Annotated in this window: 18 protein-coding genes; 5 read left to right on the top strand and 13 right to left on the bottom strand. The window is 65.4% G+C overall.

Annotation, left to right across the window (positions count from 1 at the left end; genetic code table 11):
• Nucleotides 1-37: 37 nt before the first annotated feature.
• The 7 genes from FVW59_RS00745 to FVW59_RS00775 form a co-directional block, all read right to left on the bottom strand.
• A complete protein-coding gene (locus FVW59_RS00745) occupies nt 38-2,980 on the bottom strand; it encodes a TonB-dependent receptor domain-containing protein (RefSeq protein WP_187275697.1) in 2,943 nt (980 codons plus the stop codon).
• A gap of 145 nt (nt 2,981-3,125) precedes the next feature.
• Nucleotides 3,126-4,385: an MFS transporter gene (locus FVW59_RS00750; protein WP_222711389.1), complete on the bottom strand. Its 1,260-nt coding sequence runs from the start codon at nt 4,383-4,385 to the stop codon at nt 3,126-3,128.
• The gene (locus FVW59_RS00755; RefSeq protein WP_148062338.1) at nt 4,375-5,487 is read right to left on the bottom strand and encodes an acyl-CoA dehydrogenase family protein; all 1,113 of its coding nucleotides are present in this window, start codon (nt 5,485-5,487) and stop codon (nt 4,375-4,377) included. Before FVW59_RS00755 ends, FVW59_RS00750 begins: the two co-directional genes overlap by 11 nt.
• A 4-nt stretch (nt 5,488-5,491) precedes the next feature.
• Entirely contained in the window at nt 5,492-6,700 is a 1,209-nt protein-coding gene (locus tag FVW59_RS00760; protein ID WP_148062339.1) for an acyl-CoA dehydrogenase family protein, read from the bottom strand.
• 57 nt (nt 6,701-6,757) lie between these two features.
• Nucleotides 6,758-8,221 (bottom strand): MFS transporter, encoded by a 1,464-nt coding sequence (locus tag FVW59_RS00765; RefSeq protein ID WP_148062340.1) that lies wholly within the window; start codon nt 8,219-8,221, stop codon nt 6,758-6,760.
• Nucleotides 8,222-8,241: 20 nt separating this feature from the next.
• Nucleotides 8,242-9,462 (bottom strand): acyl-CoA dehydrogenase family protein, encoded by a 1,221-nt coding sequence (locus FVW59_RS00770; RefSeq protein WP_148062341.1) that lies wholly within the window; start codon nt 9,460-9,462, stop codon nt 8,242-8,244.
• Between the two features lie 13 nt (nt 9,463-9,475).
• Nucleotides 9,476-10,822, bottom strand: coding sequence for a 3-hydroxyacyl-CoA dehydrogenase (locus FVW59_RS00775; protein ID WP_148062342.1), 1,347 nt, complete (start codon nt 10,820-10,822; stop codon nt 9,476-9,478).
• 180 nt (nt 10,823-11,002) lie between these two features.
• On the opposite strand from FVW59_RS00775, the gene FVW59_RS00780 reads away from it, so the two are divergent.
• From FVW59_RS00780 to FVW59_RS00795, 4 genes are read left to right on the top strand one after another with little or no spacing between them, the layout of a single operon-like run.
• Entirely contained in the window at nt 11,003-11,302 is a 300-nt protein-coding gene (locus FVW59_RS00780) for a hypothetical protein (protein WP_148062343.1), read from the top strand.
• The gene (locus FVW59_RS00785; protein WP_148062344.1) at nt 11,299-11,793 is read left to right on the top strand and encodes a hypothetical protein; all 495 of its coding nucleotides are present in this window, start codon (nt 11,299-11,301) and stop codon (nt 11,791-11,793) included. The genes FVW59_RS00780 and FVW59_RS00785 overlap by 4 nt, the downstream gene beginning before the upstream one ends.
• Complete coding sequence (locus FVW59_RS00790) at nt 11,783-12,046, top strand: hypothetical protein (RefSeq protein ID WP_148062345.1); 264 nt, start codon at nt 11,783-11,785, stop codon at nt 12,044-12,046. The genes FVW59_RS00785 and FVW59_RS00790 overlap by 11 nt, the downstream gene beginning before the upstream one ends.
• Nucleotides 12,043-13,233 carry an AI-2E family transporter gene (locus tag FVW59_RS00795; protein WP_246139589.1) on the top strand — a complete coding sequence of 397 codons (1,191 nt, stop codon included), beginning with the start codon at nt 12,043-12,045 and terminating at the stop codon, nt 13,231-13,233. The genes FVW59_RS00790 and FVW59_RS00795 overlap by 4 nt, the downstream gene beginning before the upstream one ends.
• A gap of 3 nt (nt 13,234-13,236) precedes the next feature.
• Here the strand turns inward: FVW59_RS00795 and FVW59_RS00800 are convergent, their stop codons facing one another.
• From FVW59_RS00800 to FVW59_RS00815, 4 genes are all read right to left on the bottom strand, one after another.
• Nucleotides 13,237-14,778 carry an alpha/beta hydrolase gene (locus FVW59_RS00800; RefSeq protein ID WP_148062346.1) on the bottom strand — a complete coding sequence of 514 codons (1,542 nt, stop codon included), beginning with the start codon at nt 14,776-14,778 and terminating at the stop codon, nt 13,237-13,239.
• Nucleotides 14,779-14,807: 29 nt separating this feature from the next.
• Nucleotides 14,808-15,779: a 3-hydroxyacyl-CoA dehydrogenase NAD-binding domain-containing protein gene (locus tag FVW59_RS00805; protein ID WP_148062347.1), complete on the bottom strand. Its 972-nt coding sequence runs from the start codon at nt 15,777-15,779 to the stop codon at nt 14,808-14,810.
• 13 nt (nt 15,780-15,792) lie between these two features.
• Nucleotides 15,793-16,674 carry a beta-keto acid cleavage family enzyme gene (locus FVW59_RS00810; protein WP_148062348.1) on the bottom strand — a complete coding sequence of 294 codons (882 nt, stop codon included), beginning with the start codon at nt 16,672-16,674 and terminating at the stop codon, nt 15,793-15,795.
• 958 nt (nt 16,675-17,632) lie between these two features.
• Nucleotides 17,633-18,601: a GlxA family transcriptional regulator gene (locus FVW59_RS00815; RefSeq protein ID WP_148062349.1), complete on the bottom strand. Its 969-nt coding sequence runs from the start codon at nt 18,599-18,601 to the stop codon at nt 17,633-17,635.
• A 95-nt stretch (nt 18,602-18,696) separates the two neighbouring features.
• Here FVW59_RS00815 and FVW59_RS00820 point away from each other — a divergent pair, with 95 nt between their 5' ends.
• Entirely contained in the window at nt 18,697-19,179 is a 483-nt protein-coding gene (locus tag FVW59_RS00820) for a thioesterase family protein (protein ID WP_148062350.1), read from the top strand.
• On the opposite strand, the gene FVW59_RS00825 is transcribed toward FVW59_RS00820, so the two are convergent.
• Both FVW59_RS00825 and FVW59_RS00830 read right to left on the bottom strand, forming a co-directional pair.
• The gene (locus tag FVW59_RS00825) at nt 19,176-20,777 is read right to left on the bottom strand and encodes a BCCT family transporter (RefSeq protein WP_148062351.1); all 1,602 of its coding nucleotides are present in this window, start codon (nt 20,775-20,777) and stop codon (nt 19,176-19,178) included. The genes FVW59_RS00820 and FVW59_RS00825 overlap by 4 nt on opposite strands.
• Before the next feature lie 4 nt (nt 20,778-20,781).
• Nucleotides 20,782-22,914: a TonB-dependent receptor gene (locus FVW59_RS00830; protein WP_148062352.1), complete on the bottom strand. Its 2,133-nt coding sequence runs from the start codon at nt 22,912-22,914 to the stop codon at nt 20,782-20,784.
• Between the last annotated feature and the right edge of the window lie 49 nt (nt 22,915-22,963).

The raw sequence follows: 22,963 nt of genomic DNA on the forward strand, positions 1-22,963 counted from the left end.
AGGCGCAGTGCCCCGGTGACACTGCGCGGGAAAACGCCTAGAAGCGACTGGTGATGCCGAGCTTGAACTGGCGTCCAGCCGGCGACCCGGTGAAGGGATCGTAGTTGTAATCCAGGCGGGCGAAGCTCGGATCGCGATCAGTCAGGTTAAATACCGAGAAACTCAGGTTGATATCCGACGGCAGCGACACCAGCAGACTGAAATCCAGTGTGGTGTAGGAGTCGATCTTCGCGCCCTGGTCCAGGACCGGATTGCCCGGCAGGTCAGTTCGCGGGGCGAATGGCCCCTCGTTTTTGTCGGCGCGCTGGTCGCGGTAGCTGTCGATGTAGTTCAGGGTCAGGCGGGCATTGGTGTCGGCACCGAACAGCGGCCGCCCCCACTCCACGAAACCCTTGGTCTTCCACTCCGGTACCGGGTAGCTGGTGGTCTGGAAGTTGAGGCTGCCCACGGCGTCGAAGCTGTCCTGTACCTTCACGCCCTCAACCACTTCCGCCCCCACTTCGTAATCCATGACATAGGTGGCGGTGAGGCCGCTGCCGAGGCGGCCGCCGGCGAAGTCGTCGTTCTCCCAGTTGAACATGAAGTCGAGGCCGGCGCTGGTCTGGTCGCCGCCGTTTACCCAGCGCGTTTCCACCCGCGAGATATTGCTGACTGCGCAGGTACCTGCGCCGGCCACGCCGTTGCCGTCCTGGAACTGGAAGCGCTGGCGCAGTGCCTGGTAGGCCGGGTCGTCGCAGCGGGCGGGATCATCGAACAGGGTGCCGACCATGCCGGACAGGGGTTCGGCGGTAATGGTGTCCTCCAGCTCGTAGCGGAAATAATCCACGCTGCCGCTGAAGCCGCCCGCCTCGAACATCAGCCCGGCGGAGAAGTTCAGGGCCGACTCCGGCTCCAGGTCCGGGCTGCCGAAGACGTCTACCGGGCGGAAACTGTTGGCGATGACCTGCAGGGATGTCACGCTGCGATCGGTGAGCTGCTGGGCCGGCGGGCCGCGGAAGGTGGTGCCGATCGAGCTGCGCAGGGCGAAGGTGTCGTTCACTTGCCAGCGCGCGGTCAGCTTCGGGTCGAAGGTGGAGCCGGTGGCGCCGCCGTAATCCTCGTAGCGCGCGGCGGCCTGCAGGTTGAAGTCGTCGGTGAAGGGCAGGAACACCTCGACGAAGGCAGCCCACACATCGGACTCCAGGTCCGCGTCCTGGTTGGTGCCGAGGAAGGCGAGGGCACCCAGGGCCGGGTCGCAGCTGGTGTTGCCGGTGACCGGCGTGTCCAGGCAGGGTGTCACCGCAAGGTTGTTGTTGTCACCGTACTCGGCCTCAAAGCCGTTGTCGCGGTACTGCAGGCCGACGCCGAACAGGACTTCGCCACCGCCGAGGCTGAGGCCGGTGGAGCCGCTGAGGTTGAGGTCCGCCACGAACAGGTCAGTGGTAACCTCGGTGGAAGCGGGTACGAAGAACCAGTCGATCATCTCCCGGTTGTTGTTGTCGGGCCCGGTGCCGGTCAGGGCGTTGCCGAAGGGATTGAGCCATGAGCAGCCATTCGCCCCCGGGGTGCCGGCGGACGGATCGCAATTGGGGCCGCCGTAGCCGGCCAGGGCCAGTTGCACGCGGTCGCCAAAGGAGTCGTAGCCGTCGTAGTAGCGGCGATACTCCTGCCAGGTGACAGCGGCCTGGTATTCCAGCGTGTCGTTGATACGCCCGGAAAGATCGGCGGTCAGGCGCAGGGTTTCCGATTCGCGGTGGCCGGTAGAGGCGCCGAGACCGTCGGGGTCGCCCTCGAAAGCCGGGTTGCCACCGGTCAGGAAGGGGCGGAACAGCAAGGTGGGAAACAGGGCTGCCACGCTGCCGGCGGGTACCCGGTCAGGGTGATCCTGCAGCAGCTGCTGGTAGCCGGGGTTGCTCGCCGGCACGATGAAACCGCTGCTGGAGCCGCCCACCACGGCCGAGGGCGAGCGCGTCAGCAGGTAGGAAGGGGAGCTGCGGTAGTGGGGGTTTTCGGTCTGTCCCCACAGCGCGCTGAAGTCCAGTGTGGTGTCTTTTCCGAGGTCTATACCCAGTTCGCCGTAGGCGCGGTAGCGATCTTCTTCTTCAATGAGCGCATCGAAGGGGGTGTACTGTGTGCGACAGCGGCCCTCTGCGCTGCGGAAGCCGCCCAGGGTTTCGCAATCGGGGTCGCCCAGCAGGGCGGAGTTGGGGCCGACACTCACGCCGTTGGGACCGGGAATCAGTCCCAGGGTAAGGAAGGTGGCCGGGTTGCCGCCGCCGGTCCAACCGCCCTCGGGGTTGGTCAGGTAATCGCTGACCGCGAAGTCGCGGTCCTTCGCCAGCAGTTCCGAGCGGTGCTGGTAGTCGGCGGCGACAAACACCCGCAGCTTGTCCCCCTGGAAACCGTAGCTGCCGGCCACGTTGTAGTCGCCGTCGGAATCCTCCAGCCCCTTGTAGTCGCCGGAGACCTGGAAGCCCTCCTGATCAGAGCGGGTGATGAAGTTGACCACCCCGCTGATGGCATCGGAGCCGTAGGTGGCGCTGGCGCCGTCCTTGAGAATCTCCACCCGGCGAATGGCCGACAGCGGCAGCAGGTTGACATCGACAAAGGGCACGCCGGTGCCAGCCTGTACCAGGCGCTTGCTGTTCAGCAGCACCAGGGTGCGCTGGGGGCTGAGGCCGCGCAGGTTGATGGAGGCCATGCCTTCGGTAGCCTGGGAACGGCTGTCGAACTGGTTGGTATCGCCAATGACGCCGCTGGAGGTGGGCAGCGATTTGATCAGTTCCACTGCCGTGGGTGAACCGAGCCGCTGTAATTCCTCGCCGTCGATAACGTCCACCGGCATGGCGGCGTTCTCCGACAGGCCGCGAATCATCGAGCCGGTGACGATGACTTCTTCCAGTAGCTGGTCGCCGGGCGCTTGCGCCTGGCCGGGCTGGCTGTGCGCCAGAGTGAGTACCGCGAGAGAGCAGGCGAGCCGAAGCCGCGCAGATGCTTTCATGTCGTCCTCCCGTTCAAGGAACATTATGTTTTTAGACTTACGACATACCGCACATTCGATTTAAGCAGTGACATACCCTACAGTCAAATTAATTGATGGCGAGGGGTTTGGAGCCTTATGTACGCAATAAACTGCAGAGAATAATTCAGGCTGTGTGGCGAGGGTCGCGTACCCATAACAGGATTATAAGAAGAGACAGGGAGAGCCCCGCGAGGGAAAAAAGGAACAGCGGACGCAGGCCCACGGCGCTGGCGACAGCGCCTGCCAGCAGCGGGGCAAGCACGGCCATGCTGGTTTCCGCGGTAGTGGACAGCGCGAGACGCATGGGTACTTCACTGGCATCGCCAAATTCCAGCACCATGGTGGTGGCGCTCATCATATAGCCGGACAGGGCCGCTCCGAGCAGCAGGAACACCAACTGAAACTGCCACAGGGTGTAGGCGTTCAGCACCAGCAGCATTGCCGCCATCCACAGCAGCAGGGCCAGTAAAAACACCAGGCGAAAGCCCCAGCGGTCCCCCAGCGGACCCCACAGCAGATTGGATACGGTGTCGGCACCGATAAAGCACAGGGTCAGCAGGCCGATGGTGCCGCCATCGAGGGCCAGGTGCTGGCCGGCGTACAGAATGCAGAAGGGCAGGGCGCAACGGCCTGCCGTTGCCAGCAGTTGCGCTACCAGAAACAGGCGGTAGTCGCGCTGCTCCAGCAGCCGGCGGAAATCCCGCAGACGATCGCGCAGGCCCAGCGGTGGGCGGATGCCCGCAGCGGCCGGCTCTTGAATCAGAAGATAGAGTACGCTCAGGCCGATGCTGGTCAGCACAAAGCTGAGCATGAAGGTGGTGGCGTAGCCATTGCCGAGCCAGTTGTTCTCGATCAGGTAGGCGCCCGCCCACCAGGAAAGGGCGGCCGCCACCATGCCGCCAAAGAAGTTGCGCCAGGCCTGCAGGCGCCCGCGCCGGTGGATGGGAATCACTTTGGCCAGCAGGGCCTGGAACACCACCCGCTGGGCGCCGGTGTAGTAACCCAGAAACAGCAAAAAGAAGAGGGTGGCAAGCACCAGGGCCTGCCCCTGCAGCAGCCATCCGGCCAATGCCAGGCCGAGGATCTGCAGGCGCATCAGGCTGCCGTAGCGTACCGCGTCCGGCAGGATGTGGTGCCGCTGCTCGATACGTGCCGCGCCGCGAATCGGCGAGGCGAGGGCGCCTGCCTGCAGCAGTGCCTGCCCCAGACCCACCAGCGCCGGTGAGCCTGTCAGCAGGTGCAGGTAACTGGGCAGGAAGGTGGGGGCGTAGATGATGCGAAAGCCGGTCAGCCCCAGCATGCCGTGAATGAAATGCGCCGCGTAATTGCGGCGCAGATGGTTGCCGCTGGTGTTGCTCTGCCCCGGTGGCGCCTCAGTAGCCACAGAGGCGGGCGTAGCGGTCGCGGTGGAAGCTGGCGTTGCCCCAGCTGTTCTCCAGTACCCGGGCGCGCTTCAGGTAGAAGCCGGCGTCGTGCTCGTCGGTCATGCCGATACCGCCGTGGAGCTGGATCATCTCCCGGCTCATCAGGTGCAGGGTGTCGTTGGCGGTGGCCTTGGCCAGACTGGCGAGCTGGGGAAGTTCCGGGTCGTCCCTGTCAATCGCCGCCAGTGCCTCCTCCACTGTTGAGCGCAGCAGTTCTATCTCGGTAAACAACCTGGCCATGCGGTGCTGCAGGGCCTGGAAGCGGGCGATGATCTCGTCAAACTGCACCCGGGTTTTCAAATAGTCGAGGGTCAGGTTGAAGGACTGCACCGCCATGCCCAGCATTTCCGCGGCGGCGCCAATGCGTGCTCGGTCGAGCACGGCATCCAGCAGTTTGCGGTCCCCTGCCGCGCCCAGCAGGGCGGCTTCCGGCAGTACCACCGCGTCCAGTTGCAGGGCGCAGTGATCGCGGGCATCGGCGAGATGGCGCGCAGCGCGTTCCAGGCCGGGCGTATCCACCTCTACCAGAAACAGGGCCGGCCCGCTGTCGGTCTCGGCGGCCACCACCAGCAGTTGCGCCTGGCCGCCTTCAGCGACAAAGGCCTTGCTGCCGTGGAGCACCCAGCCGTCATCGCTGCGACTGGCGCGGGTGCTGAATGACTGTGGTTGATGGCGCGGACCGTCGTCGATAGCGAGGCAGGCAATCAGCTCGCCACTGGCGATACCCGGCAGGTAGCGTGCCTGTTGCTCGGGGTTGCCGCCCAGCACCAGGGCGCTGGCGGCGCCCAGCGCCGAGGCCGCCAGGGGGCTGGCGGTCAGGGTGCGCGCGCTCTCTTCCAGTACCAGGCCGAGCCCGAGGTAGCCGAAGTTGCTGCCGCCGTGGGCTTCCGGGATGACGATGCCGGCCCAGCCCATGTTCGCCATGCTCTGCCAGGTCGCCGGGTCGACACCGGGTGTGCCGCTGTCGCGCAGGCGCCGGAAGGCGCTCACCGGAGACTGTTGGTCGGCCCAGTCCCGGGCCATGTCGCGCAGCAGGCGCTGCTCTTCGTTCAGTACGGCCATGCCCCTATTCCCCCTGCATGCCAAGAATGCGCTTGGCGATCACGTTGTTCTGGATTTCCGCGGTGCCGCCGTAGATCGACACCGCCTTGCCCCACAGCCAGCCGCGGGTCGCCATCAGCTCCTGCGGCGTAAAGCCGTCGCCCTCCCAGCCGAGGCCGTTCAGCCCCATCATTTCCAGGGTGAGCTCAGCCCGTTCCTGGGTCAGTTCGGCGCCGACATTCTTCAGGATGGAGCTGGCGGCGGCGGGTGCGCCGCTGCGGGCTTCGGCCAGCACCCGCTGGGCGGTGAGCCGGAAAGCGCGCTGGCGCATTTCGAAGCGGGCAATACGGGTGCGCAGGTCGGCGTCCGGTAGTTGGCCGGCGTCGTTCTTGCCCAGGTAGTACTCGCCGATTTTGGCCAGCGAGCCGCCGCCGCGGCCACCGCGGCCGGCGGCGCCCCCGGAAAGGTTGGTGCGCTCGTGTTGCAGCAGCCGCTTGCCGATGGTCCAGCCGCCGTTTTCTTCGCCCACGAGGTTTTCTTTCGGTACCCGCACATCGGTAAAGAAAGTTTCGCAGAAGGGCGAGGTGCCGGAAATAAGCTGGATCGGCCGCACTTCCACGCCGGGGCTTTGCATGTCGATCAGTAGAAAGCTGATGCCGTCGTGCTTGCGCTGTTTGTCAGTGCGTACCAGGGCGAAGCACCAGTCGGCCCACTGCCCGCCGGAGGTCCAGGTCTTCTGGCCGTTGATCAGGTAGTGGTCGCCGCAATCTTCCGCGCGGGTCTGCAGTGCTGCCAGGTCAGAGCCGGCGCCCGGTTCCGAATAGCCCTGGCACCAGCGGATTTCGCTGCGGCAGATGGGGGGGATATGGCGCCGCTTCTGTTCTTCGCTGGCGAACTCCAGCAGGGTGGGGCCGAGCATCATCACGCCCATGCCGCCGATGGGGTTCCAGGCGCCCACGGCGGCCATTTCCTCGTTGAGAATTTTCGCCTGGCGGTGATCCAGCCCGCCGCCGCCGTATTCCCGTGGCCAGGTCGGTGTACCCCAGCCGCGGCTGCCGATGGCGGCCTTCCACGCCTGGGCGGCGGGCGAGGCGGGGGCATTGCCCTCGATGGCAGCCAGCGGGTTGTCCTGCCCCGCCAGTTCCTGCGGGAAGTTTTCCTGCAGCCAGGCCTGGACGTCCCGGCGAAATACCTCCAGTGCGTCCCCTCCCGGGGCGGCTTCCTGTGCAGTCATATTGATCTCCATGTTGTCGTTATGGGCCAGTTGGGTGAGGGGTTGTCCGACCCCGTGTCAGGAGCCGCTCCCGACCTGCAATGGCGGTTCGGCGCCGGCGCGCAGGCGGGCCACGTTGGCCTCGTGGCTGGCGCGATCGATGCGGTAGAACCACAGCAGGCTGGCGCCGACGATGTAGAGCGCGGCAATGGTGGGGATGTAGGCGAGTGCCAGGTTGTCCACCACGCCGGCGGGCAGTTCTCCGGGCCTGGCGCCCTCGGGCATGCCCACCGCCGACAGCAGCAGGCCCGCCATTAACACGCCGAGGCCGGACACGCATTTCTGCATGAAACTGTTGGCGGCGTAGAACAGCCCCTCGGCGCGGCGCCCTGTGCTGAGGGCGCTCTCGTCGACCACATCGCCGATCATGGCGTGAACGAGAATGGCAGAGGCGATACCGCAGGTGGCGTAGACCGCCTGCATCAGGAACAGGGTGGGCACCAGTGCGGGCGAATCGTTGTCCAGGAACAGGCCCTGCAGGCGCAGGGCGTAGGGGGTGATGGTGACCAGCACGGCGATGACCGCCAGGGCGAAGGCGGCGTTGCGCTTGCCGAAGCGGGCGGAAGCCCGGGGCGCCAGCACCAGTGCCAGGGTGGCGCCCACGACGCCGTCGAGTGCCAGCAGGGCCAGCTGCCGGGATTCCAGCTCCCAGAAATAAGTGCCGAAGTAGAGGGTCAGGGCACCGGTCATGCCGATGGCGGTGTACTTGAGGATGCCGAAGGCGAGAATGGCGAGGAAGCCGCGATGGCTGAAACAGCGGCGCATATGGCGCAGGGTTTCCGGCACGCTGAGGCGCTGCGCCTCGGGCTGGCGCAGATAGGGAATGCGGTGGTGAGTGCCGAGGGTCGACAACAGCACCGTGCCGATCATGACGGCCGCGCCAGTGACGCCGAACAGCCAGTAGCCGTGGGGGTTGAGCTGCCCCACCGGGTAGTCGTCGGTGGGCGCCAGGAACAGGTAGAGTGTGGCGAAGGCCATGCCCAGCCCGCCGATATAGCCGAAGAAATAGCGGTAGCTGGCGATAGCGGTGCGTTCGTTGTAGTCCGTGGTCAGTTCCGGCGCCAGGGCGGAACTGGGAATCTCATAGAGGGTGATGCAGGTGCGCACCAGTGAGGCCACCAGCACCAGGTAGATGAACAGGCCGGTATTGGAGAGTCCCTCTGGCGGCATCCACAGGAGCAGGAAGCTGGCCGCCGCCGGGAGCGCAGAGGCATACATCAGCGGATGGCGGCGGCCCCAGCGGCTGCGCAGGTTGTCCGAAAACTGCCCCACCAGCGGGTCGGAGATGGCGTCCACTACCAGCGCCACCATGATCGCCGCCGACACCAGTGAGGCGGGCATGCCGACGACCTGGTTGTAGTAGATCAACAGGAAGCTGCGGAAGGCAGTGTCCTTGATGCCGTAGCCCACTGAGCCGACGCCGTAGAGCAGGCGCACGGGCGTGGAGAGGGGCGGGGTTTCTGACGATTGTGCGCTGTGCATGGGCGCGTCCCTCGCAGGATTCAGATTGGCAGGTTGCCGACGCCGGCGTTGACCGTGCCGGTGTCGTTGTAGGCCTTCATCAATAGTTCGGCAGTGCGCATCTGGTGCACCTCGTCGGCGCCGTCCGCCAGCCGCGCCCAGCGCGCCTGCTGCAACATGCCCGCCAGCGGCGTATCGGTGGAGTAGCCCAGCGCGCCGTGCACCTGCATGGCGCGGTCGGTCACTCGCCACAGGGTATTGGCCACATGGTGCTTGGCCATGGACACTTCCTGCTTGAAGTCCAGCCCCTGCTCGATGCGGTAGGCGCAGTGCAGCACCATCAGCTTGGCGGCGTAGAGCTCGCGGGCGCTGTCCGCCATCAGCCACTGGATACCTTGCTTTTCCGACAGCAGGGAGCCGTGGGCGAAGCGGTTCTGTGCGCGTTCCACCAGCATTTCCAGGGCCGTCTCGATCTGCCCCAGCCAGCGCATGCAGTGAGCCAGTCGCGCCGGCCCCAGCCGCACCTGGCCGAGTTTGTGGCCACCGCCGAGCTCGCCGAGTATGGCGTCGCCGCCAACGCGCACGTCGCGATAGCGAATTTCGCAGTGGTTGTGGCCGCCGGCCATGGTTTCCACATCGCGCACCAACTCGAAGCCCTCGCTGTCGGTGTCGACGATGAAGGCAGTGTTGCGGGCCTGGGGAATGGCGGCGTCGGGGTCGGTGCAGGCGATGACGATGGCGAAGTGGGCGCCGCGGGCACCGGAGGTAAACCACTTGTGGCCGTTGATCACCCAGTCGTCGCCGTCGCGCTCGGCGCGGGTCTGGATCAGGGTCGGGTCCGAGCCGGCGACTTCCGGCTCGGTCATGGAAAAGCAGGAGCGCTTGCGGCCCTCACACAGGGGGCGCAGATATTGCTCCTTCTGGGTTTCGGTGCCGAAGTGCAGCAGGGTGTGCATGTTGCCCTCATCCGGCGCCTGGCAGTTGAGCACCCAGGGGCCGATGCGCACTTTGGCGGCCTCGGCGGAGACCGCTGCCAGCGCGGTCGGCCCGAGGCCCATGCCGCCCCACTCCGCCGGCATGTGGGGCATCCACAGGCCCGCCGCGTGGGCGTCCCGACGCAGGGCGACGATGGCTTGTATCCAGGCATCGCGGTCGCTTTCGTCTACCGCAGCGGCGCGGGGGGCCACTTCCTGCTGCATGAAATCGCGCACCTGCAGGCGGACGGCTTCCACTTCCGGGCTAAAACTGAAATCGATGGCCATACTGCTGCCCCTGTTATTGGTCGCCCTGTGCAGGCGGCTGATAGTCGGCGATGCTGGCGCCGCGGGCGGCGAGCTCGGATAGCAGCGGTGCCGGGCGCCAGAAGTCGCTGCCGGTGGCTCGCTGGTAGTGCTCCAGGCCGGCGATAACCTGCTCCAGGCCGAGCTGGTCGGCGTAGTACATCGGGCCGCCGCGGAAGCGCGGCCAGCCGTAGCCGTAGACCCAGATTACGTCGATGTCGCTGCCGCGCCGGGCGACGCCCTCCTGCAGGATTTTGGCCCCCTCGTTGATCATCGGCAGCAGGCAGCGCGCCAGGATTTCCCCGGCATCGATGCTGCGCGGCGGGTGGCCGCTGGCGGCGATAAATTCATCGATGAGGGCGGCGACTTCGGCCGAGGGGCGGGGGCGCCGCTGCTCGTCGTAGTCGTAGAAGCCGGCGCCGCTTTTCTGGCCGCGGCGGCCGGCTTCACAAAGGCGGTCGCGCAGGGTTTCCCCTTTCGACGTCTCTGCATTCCAGCCGATGTCGAGGCCCGCCAGGTCCGACATCTGGAACGGGCCCATGGGCAGCCCGAAGTCGCGCAGTGGGGTGTCCACCTGCTCCGGGCGAGCGCCCTCCAGCAGCAAGCGCTGCGCCTGGGCCTGGCGCTGGAACAGGATGCGGTTGCCGACAAAGCCCGGGCATACGCCGACTACGGCAGACACTTTGCCGATGGCGCCGGCAAAGGCGAGACTGGCACTGATGACCTGCGGTGCGGTGTGATCGCCGCGCACAATTTCCAGCAGTTTCATGACGTTGGCCGGGGAGAAGAAGTGCAGGCCGATGACCGATTCCGGCCGGCTGGTGACTGCGGCGATGTCGTTGATGTCCAGCGCCGAGGTATTGGAGGCGAGAATGGCGCCGGGGGCGGCGATGGCATCAAGGCGGCGGAAAATGTCCTGCTTTACGGCCATGTTTTCGAACACCGCTTCGATGATCAGTTCGCAGTCCGCCAGGTCCTCCAGCGCCAGGCGCGGACGAATCAGGCTGCAGCGCCGCTCCACCTCCTCTGCGCTGATGCGCCCGCGGGCGGCGGAGCGCTCGTAGTTGCGGCGGATGGTGGCCATGCCGCGCTCCAGCGCTTCGCCAGAGGTGTCGATCAGGGTGACTGGCAGGCCGATGTTGGCGCCGTTCATGGCGATGCCGCCGCCCATGGTGCCGGTACCGATCACACCGAGATGGCGTACCGGGTTTTCTGACAGGGCAAAGGAGCCGGTAGGTGGGCGGACCGCGTCGCGCTCGGCCTGTAACAGGTAGGCGAGAGCTTCTTGCTGTTTATCCTCACTGGGAAGATCCTGCGATATGCTGATCTGGGGCTGGCTCATGTGGCTGCCTCCTGCGCCGTGCCTGGCGCGTTGTTAGTGTTATGGCGGTGAGCATACCCAAACATTGAAAAAATGCAAAGTGCGCAGATGGCCGGGTTTGGCGCTGGCAATGTGTTTGGTTCACACGGCAACTTGAACTAGGCTGCATGCAGTGGGCCGTTTTGCGTCAGGAGGTAGACGATGACCGCAGCAACACAATCGGAAGGGAAAAAGCGCGAAGAAGAGCTGGCAGCCAGCAAGGAGGCTGCCCTTGCAGCCTATGAGAAGTTGCTGGAGGCCCGGGAGCACTTTCGCCAGGCGGCGGAGGCGGCGGGCATGGATCTGAAGGACGAGGCCATGCAACAGCTGGAACACGGCAAGGCGCGCGCCACCGAACTGGCCGACGAGGCCACCCGTTACACCCGGGAAAAGCCCCTGGCCAGCCTCGGCATGGCGTTTCTGGCGGGATACATTCTGGCGGTGGTATTCGGGCGACGATGAATCCACAAGCCAGTTCGAACCCGGCGCCGGACGGCGCTGCTTCGGGAGCCGCTGCTTCGGGAGCCGCTGCTTCGGGAGCCGCCGCTTCGGGAGCCACGCCTGCCGCTGCTTCACAACCGCGGGACAGTTCGCCGCAGCAGCTTTTGCAGTTGCTGGTGGATACCGGCGCCGACCTCGGCCAGCTGACCCTGCTGGAGTTGCGTCTGGCCATCAAGAACCTGGGGCGCATGGTGGTGCTGGCCCTGCTGTTTCTGCCGCTGGTGCTGCTGATCTGGCTGGGTCTCAGCCTGCTGCCGGCCCTGGCCCTGTATCAGGCGACCGCTTCGCTGGTGCAGGCAGCGGCGATGTTTCTGCTCATTCAGGTGCTGGCCCTGGCCGCGCTGTGCATGCTGTGGCTGCGCTATCGCCGCAGCCTCAGCCTGCCGCGCACCCGGGAGCAGGTGCGGGCACTGGATCCGGACTATAACGGGGAGGCGAACCGTGAGCCGTAGCGAACTGCAGAGGGATATGCTGGAGCTGGAAGCGAAGCTGCGCGCCCGCCGTCCGGCGGTGCATCGCGGCCGGCGCCAGCTTGCCAGGCAGATGGCGGCGCTACCGCCCCTGACCTGGCCGGCCCTGGGGCTTGCAAGCGGCTTTCTCGCCGGTCGCAGTGGTGGCTTTGCAAGCCTGCGCGCCGCGCGTCGCAGCCTGACCGTGCTGACCCTGCTGAGAGGGTTGCTGGAATCACAGGTGCCCGAGCTTTGAGCGCCCCGCCTTCCGGCCGCAGTGAAGCGCCAGCGCCCGAGGTGCGCCCCCCCGGAACGCTGGCGCTGTGGGTGCTGGCCGCGCTGGCTGTGCTCTACACCCTGTACTTCGCCAGCAGCCTGCTGATCCCGGTGGTGGTGGCGCTGTTGTTTTCGCTGCTCCTGAGTCCGCTGGTCAATGCCCTCAAGCGCTTCCATATTCCGCGCAGTATCTCGGCTATCGTGCTGCTGGCCTGTATCGGCGGCCCCATTGCGCTGCTGGGCATGGAGTTGGCAGAGCCGGCCGAGAAGTGGGCCAAGCGCCTGCCGGAGATCGGCAGGGAGCTCACCGACGAGCTGGATTCGCTGACCGAATCCCTGTCTCCAACACAGCAGCAGGCCGAGCCGGCGCCCGCTCCCGAGCCGGCACCTGTTGAGCGCAGCGGCTTTAACTGGTTTGGCTGGTTCGACGACGACGAGGAGGCGGCGCCGGCCACTCCGGCGCCTGCCGTCCAGGAGGAGCAAAAATCCCAGGGGGCGGTGACCGAGCGCCTGCTGCAGGGCGGGCTGGAACTGATGATCTCCTTTGTCAGTGCGGCACCCTTTGTGCTGGTGCAACTGCTCACTTTTGTCATCCTGGTGCTGTTCCAGCTCAGCTTCGGGCCGCGCCTGTGGCAGAGCGCCATCGAGATTTTCCCCCGGGTGCGCGACAAGCGTCAGGCCGTGCTGGTTGTGGCCCGGGTACAGCGCGAGTTGTCGCGCTACATCGTGACCGTCAGCCTGATCAACATCGGGCTCGGTATCACTACGGCGGCAGTACTGTGGCTGCTGGGAGTTGAGGACGCCCTGCTGTGGGGCGCCCTGGTGGGGCTGTTGAACTTCGCACCCTATGTCGGCCCGCTGGTTGCGGTGTGCATACTGGCGCTGGCCGGAGCGGTGCAGTACGGGCTGGTGGCGGCGGCACTGATCCCCGCGCTCGCCTACTTCTCGATCAACCTGCTTGAGGCACAGTTTGTCACACCGCTGGTGCTGGGGCGCAATATGCGCCTCAACCCGCTGCTGCTGGTGCTGTGGCTGATTGTCTGGGGCTGGCTGTGGGGCGCTGCCGGCGTGCTGCTGGCAGTGCCCCTTCTGGTGTGCCTGAAACTGGCGGCCCAGCAGCTCGGGGTGATGGAGTACTGGGTCAAGCTGATTGAAACCCGGGCCTGAGAGCTACTGACCGAAGCCCTGCATTTGCATTGACGTACCGTGCTTCGCCCAGGGGTTGGCCCTGAGCTGATCCAGGCCGCTGCTGCGTCCGCGCAGGGTCAGGTCGAAGAAGGCAGCGGCCATCTCCGCCTGTATGCGGTGGGCGGTGTCGGCTGCCAGCAGGGTGTAGCTGCTGTCCGGGTCAAAGAATCGGGGGAAGGTGTCTGGCTTCAGCTGCGGCCACCAGAAAGGGCCGGAAACGCCGAAGCTGCCGTGGTTGGTGTCCTTTACCACGGCGAGAGCCGCAGGTACGGGGGCGTCGCTCACCGCGCTGGCCAGCAGCGGGTAGGGGCTTTCTGCACTGGGCGTGGTGGCGCCGGCGGCCTTTGCCAGTTGTGCCCCGAGTCCCAGAATCAGCCTGTCTTCCCCGCCACTCAGGATAAAGGTCGGTTTGTGCAGGCTGTTGAGGGCGAAGGGGCCTTCGGCGCCGAGGATGGCCGATTCCGCTGGCGCAGGCACCAGCATCCCGGCGGGCAGGCTGGCGCGCAAGTCCGGCATCGACGGTGGCACCACTGCAAAACCCGCCGCAAAACGGTCTTCCAGCATCAGTCCGGCCAGGGTGGTGGCGCCGCCGAAGGAGCGGCCCATCAGGCCGATGCGGGACAGGTCCAGGCGCCCCGCAAAACGCCCCGCGCGGTTGAGTTCGTCCAGCCTGTCGAGTACCGCGCGCAGGTCTCCCACCCGTTGCAGCAGGGACTGGTCGAGCTGGCCGAAGCCGGCCGGGGAGAATCCCCCAGCCAGCGGGGTGTAACTCTGGCCGTAGGTCTCGGCACTGCCGTACACGCCGTGATCATCCAGCAGGGGCAGCACGTCCTTCATCTTTTCCCGCAACGCCGGGTCGCCGCTCTGGGCATCCAGCGCCGGGTCGCGGCCGATCATGGCATAGGGTGAGTTGCCGGTGTGGTCGGCGGCGATGACGAAGTAACCGCGGCTGGCCAGGTAGGTGGCCGTGGTAGCCATGTTGTAGCGGCTACCGGCATCGCCGTGGGACATCACCACTACCGGCCAGGGGGTGTTGCCGCCCGCCGGCTTCGCATCGCGGTAGCTGGGGCGCTTGCGTTCGAACAGCTCGTTGATGGCGGCGTCGATCTGCGCCTGGTCCACGCCGGTGCGCACCGATTCTGGCGTCAGGTGAAAGAAGGTGGTTTGCGTCATCATCCGCCGGTGCACCTGGCGGTCGCCGAAGACGTAGTCGCCCCAGGTCGGGTGACGGCTGTGCTCATCCAGCGAGTCGGCGTTCACCGGGTACCAGACTTCGGTGACCAGCGTGCGCACGCCGGTGTCCACGCCGGCCACCGCATCGAAGGGCCGGCTGTCATCGTGGATGAAGAACGTACTGGATCCCACCGCGTAGTCCTCTGCCTCCGCGCCGGCTTTACTGGTCGCGGCCTCTTCCTTGCCGGGCCCGGTTGCGGCAGTGCCGGCGGGCGGTGCTTCCCGCTGGCAGGCGCCCAGACCCAGCAGCAGGCAGGCGAGGAGGGGAATAATGGAGCGGGGGTAGCGCATGGTTACGTCCTTTCTCTGATTATGAGTGCCTAGCGTTCGATGCCGTGGCTGTCGCGGTATTCCCGCAGCACCTGCTGGATGCGGATCAGGCAGTCGTCCAGCTCCTCGGCGAGCTGCGCCATGCTGCGGCCGCCGGTAGAGGCATTGAAGCCGTCGACCATGTCGCGGTACAGCGACTCGGTCAGCTCCGGCGCTTCCAGGCGGGTCCAGGGTTCCTTCAGCGAGGGCCCGAAATGGTCGAGCATGCGCTGCATGCCGCCCTCGCCGCCGCACAGGGCCATGTTGGCACAGGGACCCATGATGGCCCAGCGCAATCCCGGGCCGTAGGCGATGGCCTTGTCGATGTCCGCCACACTGCACTCGCCGTTGTCCACCATGTGCAGCGCCTCGCGCCATATAGCGTCCTGCAGGCGGTTGCCGATAAAGCCGGGCAGTTCCCGCTCCATGCGCGCCACCTGCTTGCCGTTGAGCTGGAAGAACTCCGCCGCCCAGTCGACTGCCGCATCGTCCGACTGCTCGCCCCCCACCACTTCGCAGAAGGGAATCATGTAGGGCGGATTGAAGGGGTGGCAGACTACAGTGCGGCCGGGATTGGCGCAGTCCTGCTGGATATCGGTCATCAGCAGGCCGGAGGTGCTGGAGGAAATCACCACGTGGTCCGGGGTGAGTGCGTCCAGCTGGGCGAACAGGGCCTGTTTTTCCGGCAGGTGTTCGGGGGTGCTTTCCTGGATGATGTCTACATTCTGACAGAAGCTTTCCAGCGATGCGGCAAAGCGCAGGCGTGCGGGGTCCGCGCCTTCGCGCAGTCCGAGCTGTTCCAGCACAGACCACTTTTCCGCGACCTTTTCGCGCAGGCGCTGCTCGGCGCCGGGGGCGCTGTCCCAGACCAGCACGTCTTTACCCATGCGCAGAAAGTGCAGGGCCCAGGCGCCGCCGATCACGCCGGTGCCCAGGATGCCAACGGTTTGTACGTCCTCAGGATGGGGTCGTTGTGTTGTCATGTCGCCAATCTCCTTACTGGGTGCCGCGCAGGCCGAGAATTTCACGGGCGCGTTCGGGGCTGGCGATGCTGCCACCCATGGCGCAGATGATGCCGGCGGCCTTTTCCACCAGCTCGCCGTTGCTGGCAAACACTCCGCGCTCCAGGTAGAGGTTGTCCTCCAGCCCGACACGCACATTGCCGCCCAGTAGCGTAGCCTGGGCCACCATCGGCATCTGCAGCCGGCCGATACCGAAACCGGCCCAGTTGCAGCCCGCCGGCAGCATGTCGACCATGGCCTTCATCGCAGTGGTATTGGCGGGCGCCCCCCAGGGAATGCCCAGGCACAACTGGTACAGGGCGGGCGCTTCCAGCAAACCGTCTTTGTGCATCTGGTTGGCGAAGGCAAGGTGGCCCAGCTCGAAGACTTCCAGCTCGGGTTTCACACCCACGGCTTTTACCCGCTCGGCCATCTCGCGCAGGATGGGCGGGGTGGAGATGTAGACGTAGTCGTCGCCAAAATTGATGCTGCCGCAGTCGAGGGTGCAGATTTCCGGCTTGAGTTCCTCGATGTGGGCGATGCGTTCGGCGGCGCCGATCATGTCGGTGCCTTCGCCGCCCACGCCAGGGTTGTCTTGGCCCGGCACAAAATCGCCACCCATGCCGGCGGTGATGTTGATGATGATGTCGGAATCACTGTCGCGGATGCGCTCCACGACTTCGCGGTACAGGGCGAGGTCGCGGGAGGGGGCGGCGCTGTCGGGGTCGCGCACATGCACGTGAGCCACGGCGGCGCCGGCGCGGCCGGCTTCGATGGCGGATTCGGCGATCTGCCGGGGGGTGACGGGGAAGTCGGGGTGTTTGCCGGGGTTGCCGGCGCCGGTTACGGCGCAGGTGATGATGGTGTCTTTGTTCATGGGTTCTCCTTTGATTCTGCGGCACACGGTACCGAAGCCCGGGAAAAGGTTTTGAGCTTATGCGAAGAGTGTTTGTCGGAATGCGACAGGTGGACGGCCCTTTAGGTGGCTGCGTCGCCAACGATCAGGGGAACTTCTTTCCGGGCGTCTTTGCGGCCGCTGCGTTACTGGGGATAATTCGCGCGGCCTTGCGGCCTTGCGGCCTTGCGGCCGCTGCGTCGCCGGCGATCAGGGGAGCTTCTTTTACTCCATTCCGGGACGATCGGCTGTGTTTTCCTTCTGCTCTCTTTACCTCGTTAGTTGCTGCCGGCTTGAGAATGGCCATCGAGTGCACAGGATCTTGGGCACGTTGATCGTTCTGAAGTTCGGCAGTGCCCTTCGCGAGGGCTGGTGACGCTGTAAGGGCAGACCGCACTCACAGCCGCCGCCCTCCAAGTCCGTAAAAGAACTCCCCTGCTCACCGTCAACGCGGGTGGAAAACCACACCATGGGTGCTTTGATATGATGATTGCTGAACTTGCTGAACTTGCTGAACCGCTGAACCGCTGAACCGCTGAACCCGCTAATTCAGCCAGTTTCGCCAAGCCCTGCCATCTCTCCATCCAAAGCCCCCAGCCTCCCGCTGGCACCCGCATTGACGTCGGCGGGGGAAAGCCTTTTGCGGACTTGGAGGGCGGCGGCTGTGAGCTCGGTCCACACTTACGAAGTCACCCGGCCTCGCGAAGGGCACTGCCGAACTTCAGAACGATCAGCGTGCCAAGAATTCTGTGCACACAGCGGTCACAACGAAGCCGGCAGCAACTAACGAGGAAAAAATCACCCAGGGAAGGCACAGCCGATCGTCCCGGAATGGAGCAAAAGACTTTCACCGGCCGGCGGCGATGCAGCGGCCCACAGGGCCGCCAGGAACAGAGCAAAAGACTTTCACCAGCCGGCAGCGACGCAGCAGCCACAGACATCACACCAGCCGGCGTCGCTCCTCCCGCGGCGGATAGCCAAACTGCCCGTGATAACTGCGGGAAAAATGCGAAGTGGAACCGAAGCCGCAGCGCAGCGCGATATTCGTAATACTGAAACTCGTCTGCTGAAGCAGCAACTGCGCCTTCTCCAGCCGCAGGCGGCGGTAGAACGACAACGGCGTCGTGTTCATGTGGCTGCGGAACAGGCGCTCCAGCTCGCGTTCCGACACATGCACCCGGCGCGCCAGTTCCGGTATCGGCAGCGGATGCTCGAAATGGCGCTGCATATTCTCGATCGTTTCCAGCAGCTTCGCGTTGGACACCCCGTAGCGGGCCTGCAGCGACATGCGTTGCGGATCGCTGCCCTCGCGCACCTGGTGGTAGATCAGCTGGTCCGAAATCGCCGCCGCCAGATCCGCGCCGTGCTGCCGCTGCACCAGGTAGAGCATCATATCCAGGCCAGACAGGCCGCCAGAGCAGGAAAAGCGGTTGCGGTCGATCTCGAACAGCTCCGGCACCACCCGCACATTGCGAAAGGCCTCGCGGTAGCTGTCGTGATTTTCCCAGTGGATCGTCGCGCTGTAGCCTTCCAGCAAACCCGCCGCCGCCAGAATATAGCTGCCGGTGTCCTGCCCGCCCAGGTCCACCCCTAGTGTGGCCAGCCGGCGCAGGGCGCTGGCCAGCTTATTGCCGAGCTGCTGCTGTGGGTGGAAGCCGGCGCAGACAATCAGGGTGTCGATGCCCTCCACCGTTTCCACCGCTTGATCCGCCATCAGGCTGATGTCGTTGCTGGAGCGCACCGGGCGGCCGCCGAGGGACAGCATCTGCCAGTGGTAGAGGGATTTCCGCGTCAGGGTATTGGCCCAGCGCAGGGGGTCGACCATGGCGGACAGGCCGATCATGGAGAAGCCCGGCAGGATCAGGAAGCCGATACGCTGGGGCGTTGTTGAGGGGGTGTCTCCAAACATCTGGCGAAAATGCGCACTTTCCCGTCGGAAATCTGCATAAGTCTACACGCTTCTCGCCTAGTATGATCCAGCATCACTATTTGCAGGATTTTGTCATGGATATCAGCAACGCATTCCCCGCCTACCGCAGCCCGGTGCGGGAAGAGTGGATCGATTACAACGGCCATATGAGCGAGGCCTACTACGTGCTGGTGTTTGGCTTTGCCACCGACGCGCTGATGGATGCCATTGGCGTGGATGAAACCTGCCGCGCGCGGCACGACTGCTCGCTCTATACGCTGGAGGCCCATGTTCGCTACCTGCGCGAGGTCGCTGAAGGTGTGCCGCTGCAGGTGCACTCCTGCGTGGTGGACTCGGACCACAAGCGCCTGCACGTGTACCACGCCATGCAGCGGGAGGATACCGGAGAGCTACTGGCGACCAGCGAACTGATGCTGATGTTCGTGGATACCGCCAGCGGCCGCTCGGCGGATTTCCCCGCGGCCATCGGCGCCGAGATCGCCCGCTTCAAGACGCGCTGGCAGGCGCGCCCCGAAGAGGGTGAACTGGGGCGGCGGATCGCCATTCCCCGGCGCTAGCGGCGTCCGGTCTCTCCGCCCTGGTTGTCGGCGGGCAGGGTCAGGACGGGCTTGCGCACCGCCGCACCAAAGTCCTGCTTGAGCCAGCGCAGCAGTGCCACACACAGCAACAGCAGCACTGGAATCAGCGGCAGGGCGGTGATGATGGTGAGTGACTGCACAGTCTTCAGACCGCCCACAATCAGCAGGCCCACCGCGATAAAGGCCAGCGCAAAGGCCCAGGTGAGGCGATTGCGGCGGGCCGGTTCCTGGTCGCCGCGCAGTTCGTGGCTGCTGATGCTGGCCAGCACATAGGCGGCGGAATCCAGGGTGGTGGCGAGGAAGATGAAGCTGAGGAAGGTGTAAACGGCGATCATCAGACCGCCCAGCGGCAACTGGCGCACGATCTCCACTACCGTGGCGGGGATGCCCTGCGACGCCAGCAGGTCGACCGTCGGGAGGGCGCCGGTCAACTGCAGGTCCAGTGCGTAGGCGCCGCAGATGGCGAGGAAGGAGCCGCAGCCGAGGCTGCCCCAGCCGATGACTCCCAGTACCAGGTGGCGGATGGTGCGCCCGCGGGAGATGCGGCCGAAGAACAGGCCCATCATCGGCGCGTAGGACACCCACCAGGCCCAGTAGAACAGGGTCCAGGCCTCGGGGAAGCCGCCGCGGTCCACCGGGTCCAGCCAGAAGGACATGCGGGTAAAGTTGTCCAGCATCAGGCCCAGGCTGTTGGCGCTGAGTGACAGGATGAACACCGTGGGCCCGGCAAACAGGATGAACACCAGGATGATCATCGCCAGGCCGATGTTGATATCGCTGAGAATGCTGATGCCCTTGTGCAGGCCGCGGTAGACGCTGGCGCCGAACAGCAGGGTCCAGAAGGCCAGCACGCCGAGCCGGGTCACCAGACTGTCGGGAATGCCGAACAGCTCGCCGACAAAGGCGGACACCAGCGGCACCCCGAGCCCCAGCGAGGTGCCGGCGCCGCCGATCAGGCCGATGATCACCAGGGTGTCGATAACCGGCTTCCAGCGCTGTCGCCCCGGCGTGTTGAGCACGCTCTCGCAGGCCTCGGAAATACGCAGGACGGGGCGATCCTTGACATAGAGCATGTAGGCTACCGGCACCGCCGGAATGGCGTACAGGGCCCAGGGGATAAAACTCCAGTGGAACTGCCCGTACATGTGCGCCCACTCCACCGCTGCGCTGGAGTGGGGTTCAACCCCCAGCGGCGGTGTGGACAGGTAGTACAGCGGCTCGACAAAGGCCCAGCTCACCAGGCCGATGCCGATGCCGGCGCTGAACATCATCGCCGCCCATGGGATCTCGCTGAACTCGGGTCTGTCGTCGGGCTTGCCCAGCTTGACCTGGCCATAGCGCCCGAAGGCCAGCCACAGGGCGAACACGAAGGCGCCGAAGCCCACCAGCACGAACAGCCAGCCAAAGCGGCTGGTGACGAAGTTCATGGCGGCGCGGGCGCTGCTCTCGGCCTGCTCCGGGAACAGGCTCAGGTAGCCGCCGGCCAGCAGCACCACCACCAGCGAGGGCAGGAACACTGCCCAGTCGATGCGGGGCGCGGCGGCCGGCGATTGCGAATGGGATGGGGAGTCAGCCATCCGCTTAGAAGGCATAGGAGGCGGTCAGGCCCCACATGGCGGGGTTGCCGTAGATCGGGTGGCCGTCACCGGCGCCGGCGCTGAAGCTGTGCACCACGTAGTCCTCGTCGGTGAGGTTTTTACCCCACAGGGCGAATTCCCAGCCGTTGTACATGCGCAGTGCGGCGCGGGCGTTCACCAGCGAGTAGCTCTCGGCACCGCTGTTGAGGTCGTTGGCGGTGTTGAAGTACATCTCGTCGGTGTAGGTCACGTCGGTGCGCAGCAGCAGGTCGCCCCAGTCGGCAACCGGCTGCACGTACTGGATACCCAGCGAACCGCTGGTGTCGGGGGCGCGCATCAGCTGGTTGCCCTCCACCGCCGGGTTGGCCGGGAACTTGGTGTACTCGGTGTCCATCACGCTGCCGGCCAGGAAGATGTCCAGGCGTTCCAGCGGGGTCCACCAGATTTCCAGTTCCAGACCCTGCATCTCGGCGTCAGCGGTGGCGGTGATGACCTCCGAGGTCGCCACATCCACGAAGAAGTTCTGCAGGTCCTGGTAGTCGCTGTAGAACACGTTGGCGTTGATGCGCAGGGTCTTGTCCAGCAGGTCGGATTTGAAACCCGCCTCGTAGCTGGACACGATTTCCTGGTCAAAAGGCTTCTGCGCTTCGGCCAGGGTGGCGGCCAGGCCGTTGTAGCCGCCCGCCTTGTAACCCTCGGCCCAGGTGGCGTATAGCATGATGTCGTCGTTCAACTGGTATTCCACGCCCAGCTTCGGCGTGAAGCGGCTCCAGCTTTCTTCTTCGTCCACGCTGTAGGCTTCCAGCAGGTAGCCGAGCACGTCGGGATTGCTGGTGACGTTGCTGAACTGCTTTTCATCCCAGGTGTAACGGCCGCCGGCGATCAGGCTGAGCTTGCCGGTGAGGTACCAGGTCGCTTCGCCGAACAGCGAGGCGCTGGTGCTGTCCATGTTGGCGTCCCACAGGGGGCGTGAAGCACCGGGAATACCGACGGTGCCAGAGGAGTCGAAGGACTCGAGCCGGTCCACTTCCTCGTCGAAGTAGTAGGCGCCCACGGTGTAGCCAAAGCGCTCCATCTCTGCGGCGTAGCGCACTTCCTGGGAGAACTGGGAGGAGTCTTCCTCGGCGTCGTTGGTCAGGGAGAGCACCGGCCAGGTGCCGGTGAGGTCGTCCAGGAAGGCGTACTCGTTGGCGCGGTAGGCGGTGATGGAGGTCAGGGTGCCCGGGCCGAGATCCCAGTTCAGGGTGGCGGAGGTGCCCCACAGCTCGCGTTCGGCGAAGCCGTCGAAGTCCAGTGACACCTTGTCGTTGGGCTCCCCGGGGAAGGGCGGCAGCAGGTTGATGGTGCTGCGGGCGGCGGGGCCGCGCAGGTCGTCGTCCTTGCTGTAGTCGGCGGACAGCAGCAGCTCGGCGCTGCTGCCGAGATCGAAGGCCAGCTTGGCGCGGCCGCCGATGTTGTCTTCGTTTTTCAGTTCGTTGCCGGTGTTGACGTTATCCACCCAGCCGTCGCGCTCGCGGCTGGACACGGCGATGCGGCCGCGCACGCCGCCGTCATCGCTCAGGGGGCCGCTGAGCATGGCGTTGATGCCCAGCAGGTTGTAGTTGCCCACGGTGACCTCGGCGCGGCCTTCCAGCACATTGCTGGGGTTGTTGGTGATGATATTCATGGCACCACCGGCGACATTGCGGCCGTACAGTGTGCCCTGGGGGCCGCGCAGCACTTCGATGCGCTGCACGTCGAACATGTCGGCGCTGTAGCCGCCGGCGCGGCCGGCGTAGACCTCGTCGACAAACACACCGACAGAGGCGTCATCGCCGACGCTGCTGGAATTGGTACCCACGCCGCGCACGTAGGGCGCCGGGGTGGTGGGGTTGTAGTTGGAGATGGAGAAGCTGGGCGTCTGTGCGGTGACGTCGCCGATATCGAGAATGCCGGTATTGCGGATGGTGTCTTCGCTGAAGGCCGATACCGCAACCGCGACCTGCTGCAGGTTTTCGGATTTTTTCTGCGCGGTGACGATGACTTCTTCCAGCGCAGCGGCGGCGGGCAGGGCGCTCAGGCCCAGCAGGCCGGCGGTGCCCCAGAGGGCGAGCGGGTGAAAGCGGGTGTGACTGGCGAGCGGATTGCGGCGACGCATATTGATCTCCTGGCGTAGTCTGTACGACGAAAATAGAAAGAGCACAAAA

This window comes from Parahaliea aestuarii (genome assembly GCF_008064635.1).
Classification (GTDB): domain Bacteria; phylum Pseudomonadota; class Gammaproteobacteria; order Pseudomonadales; family Halieaceae; genus Parahaliea; species Parahaliea aestuarii.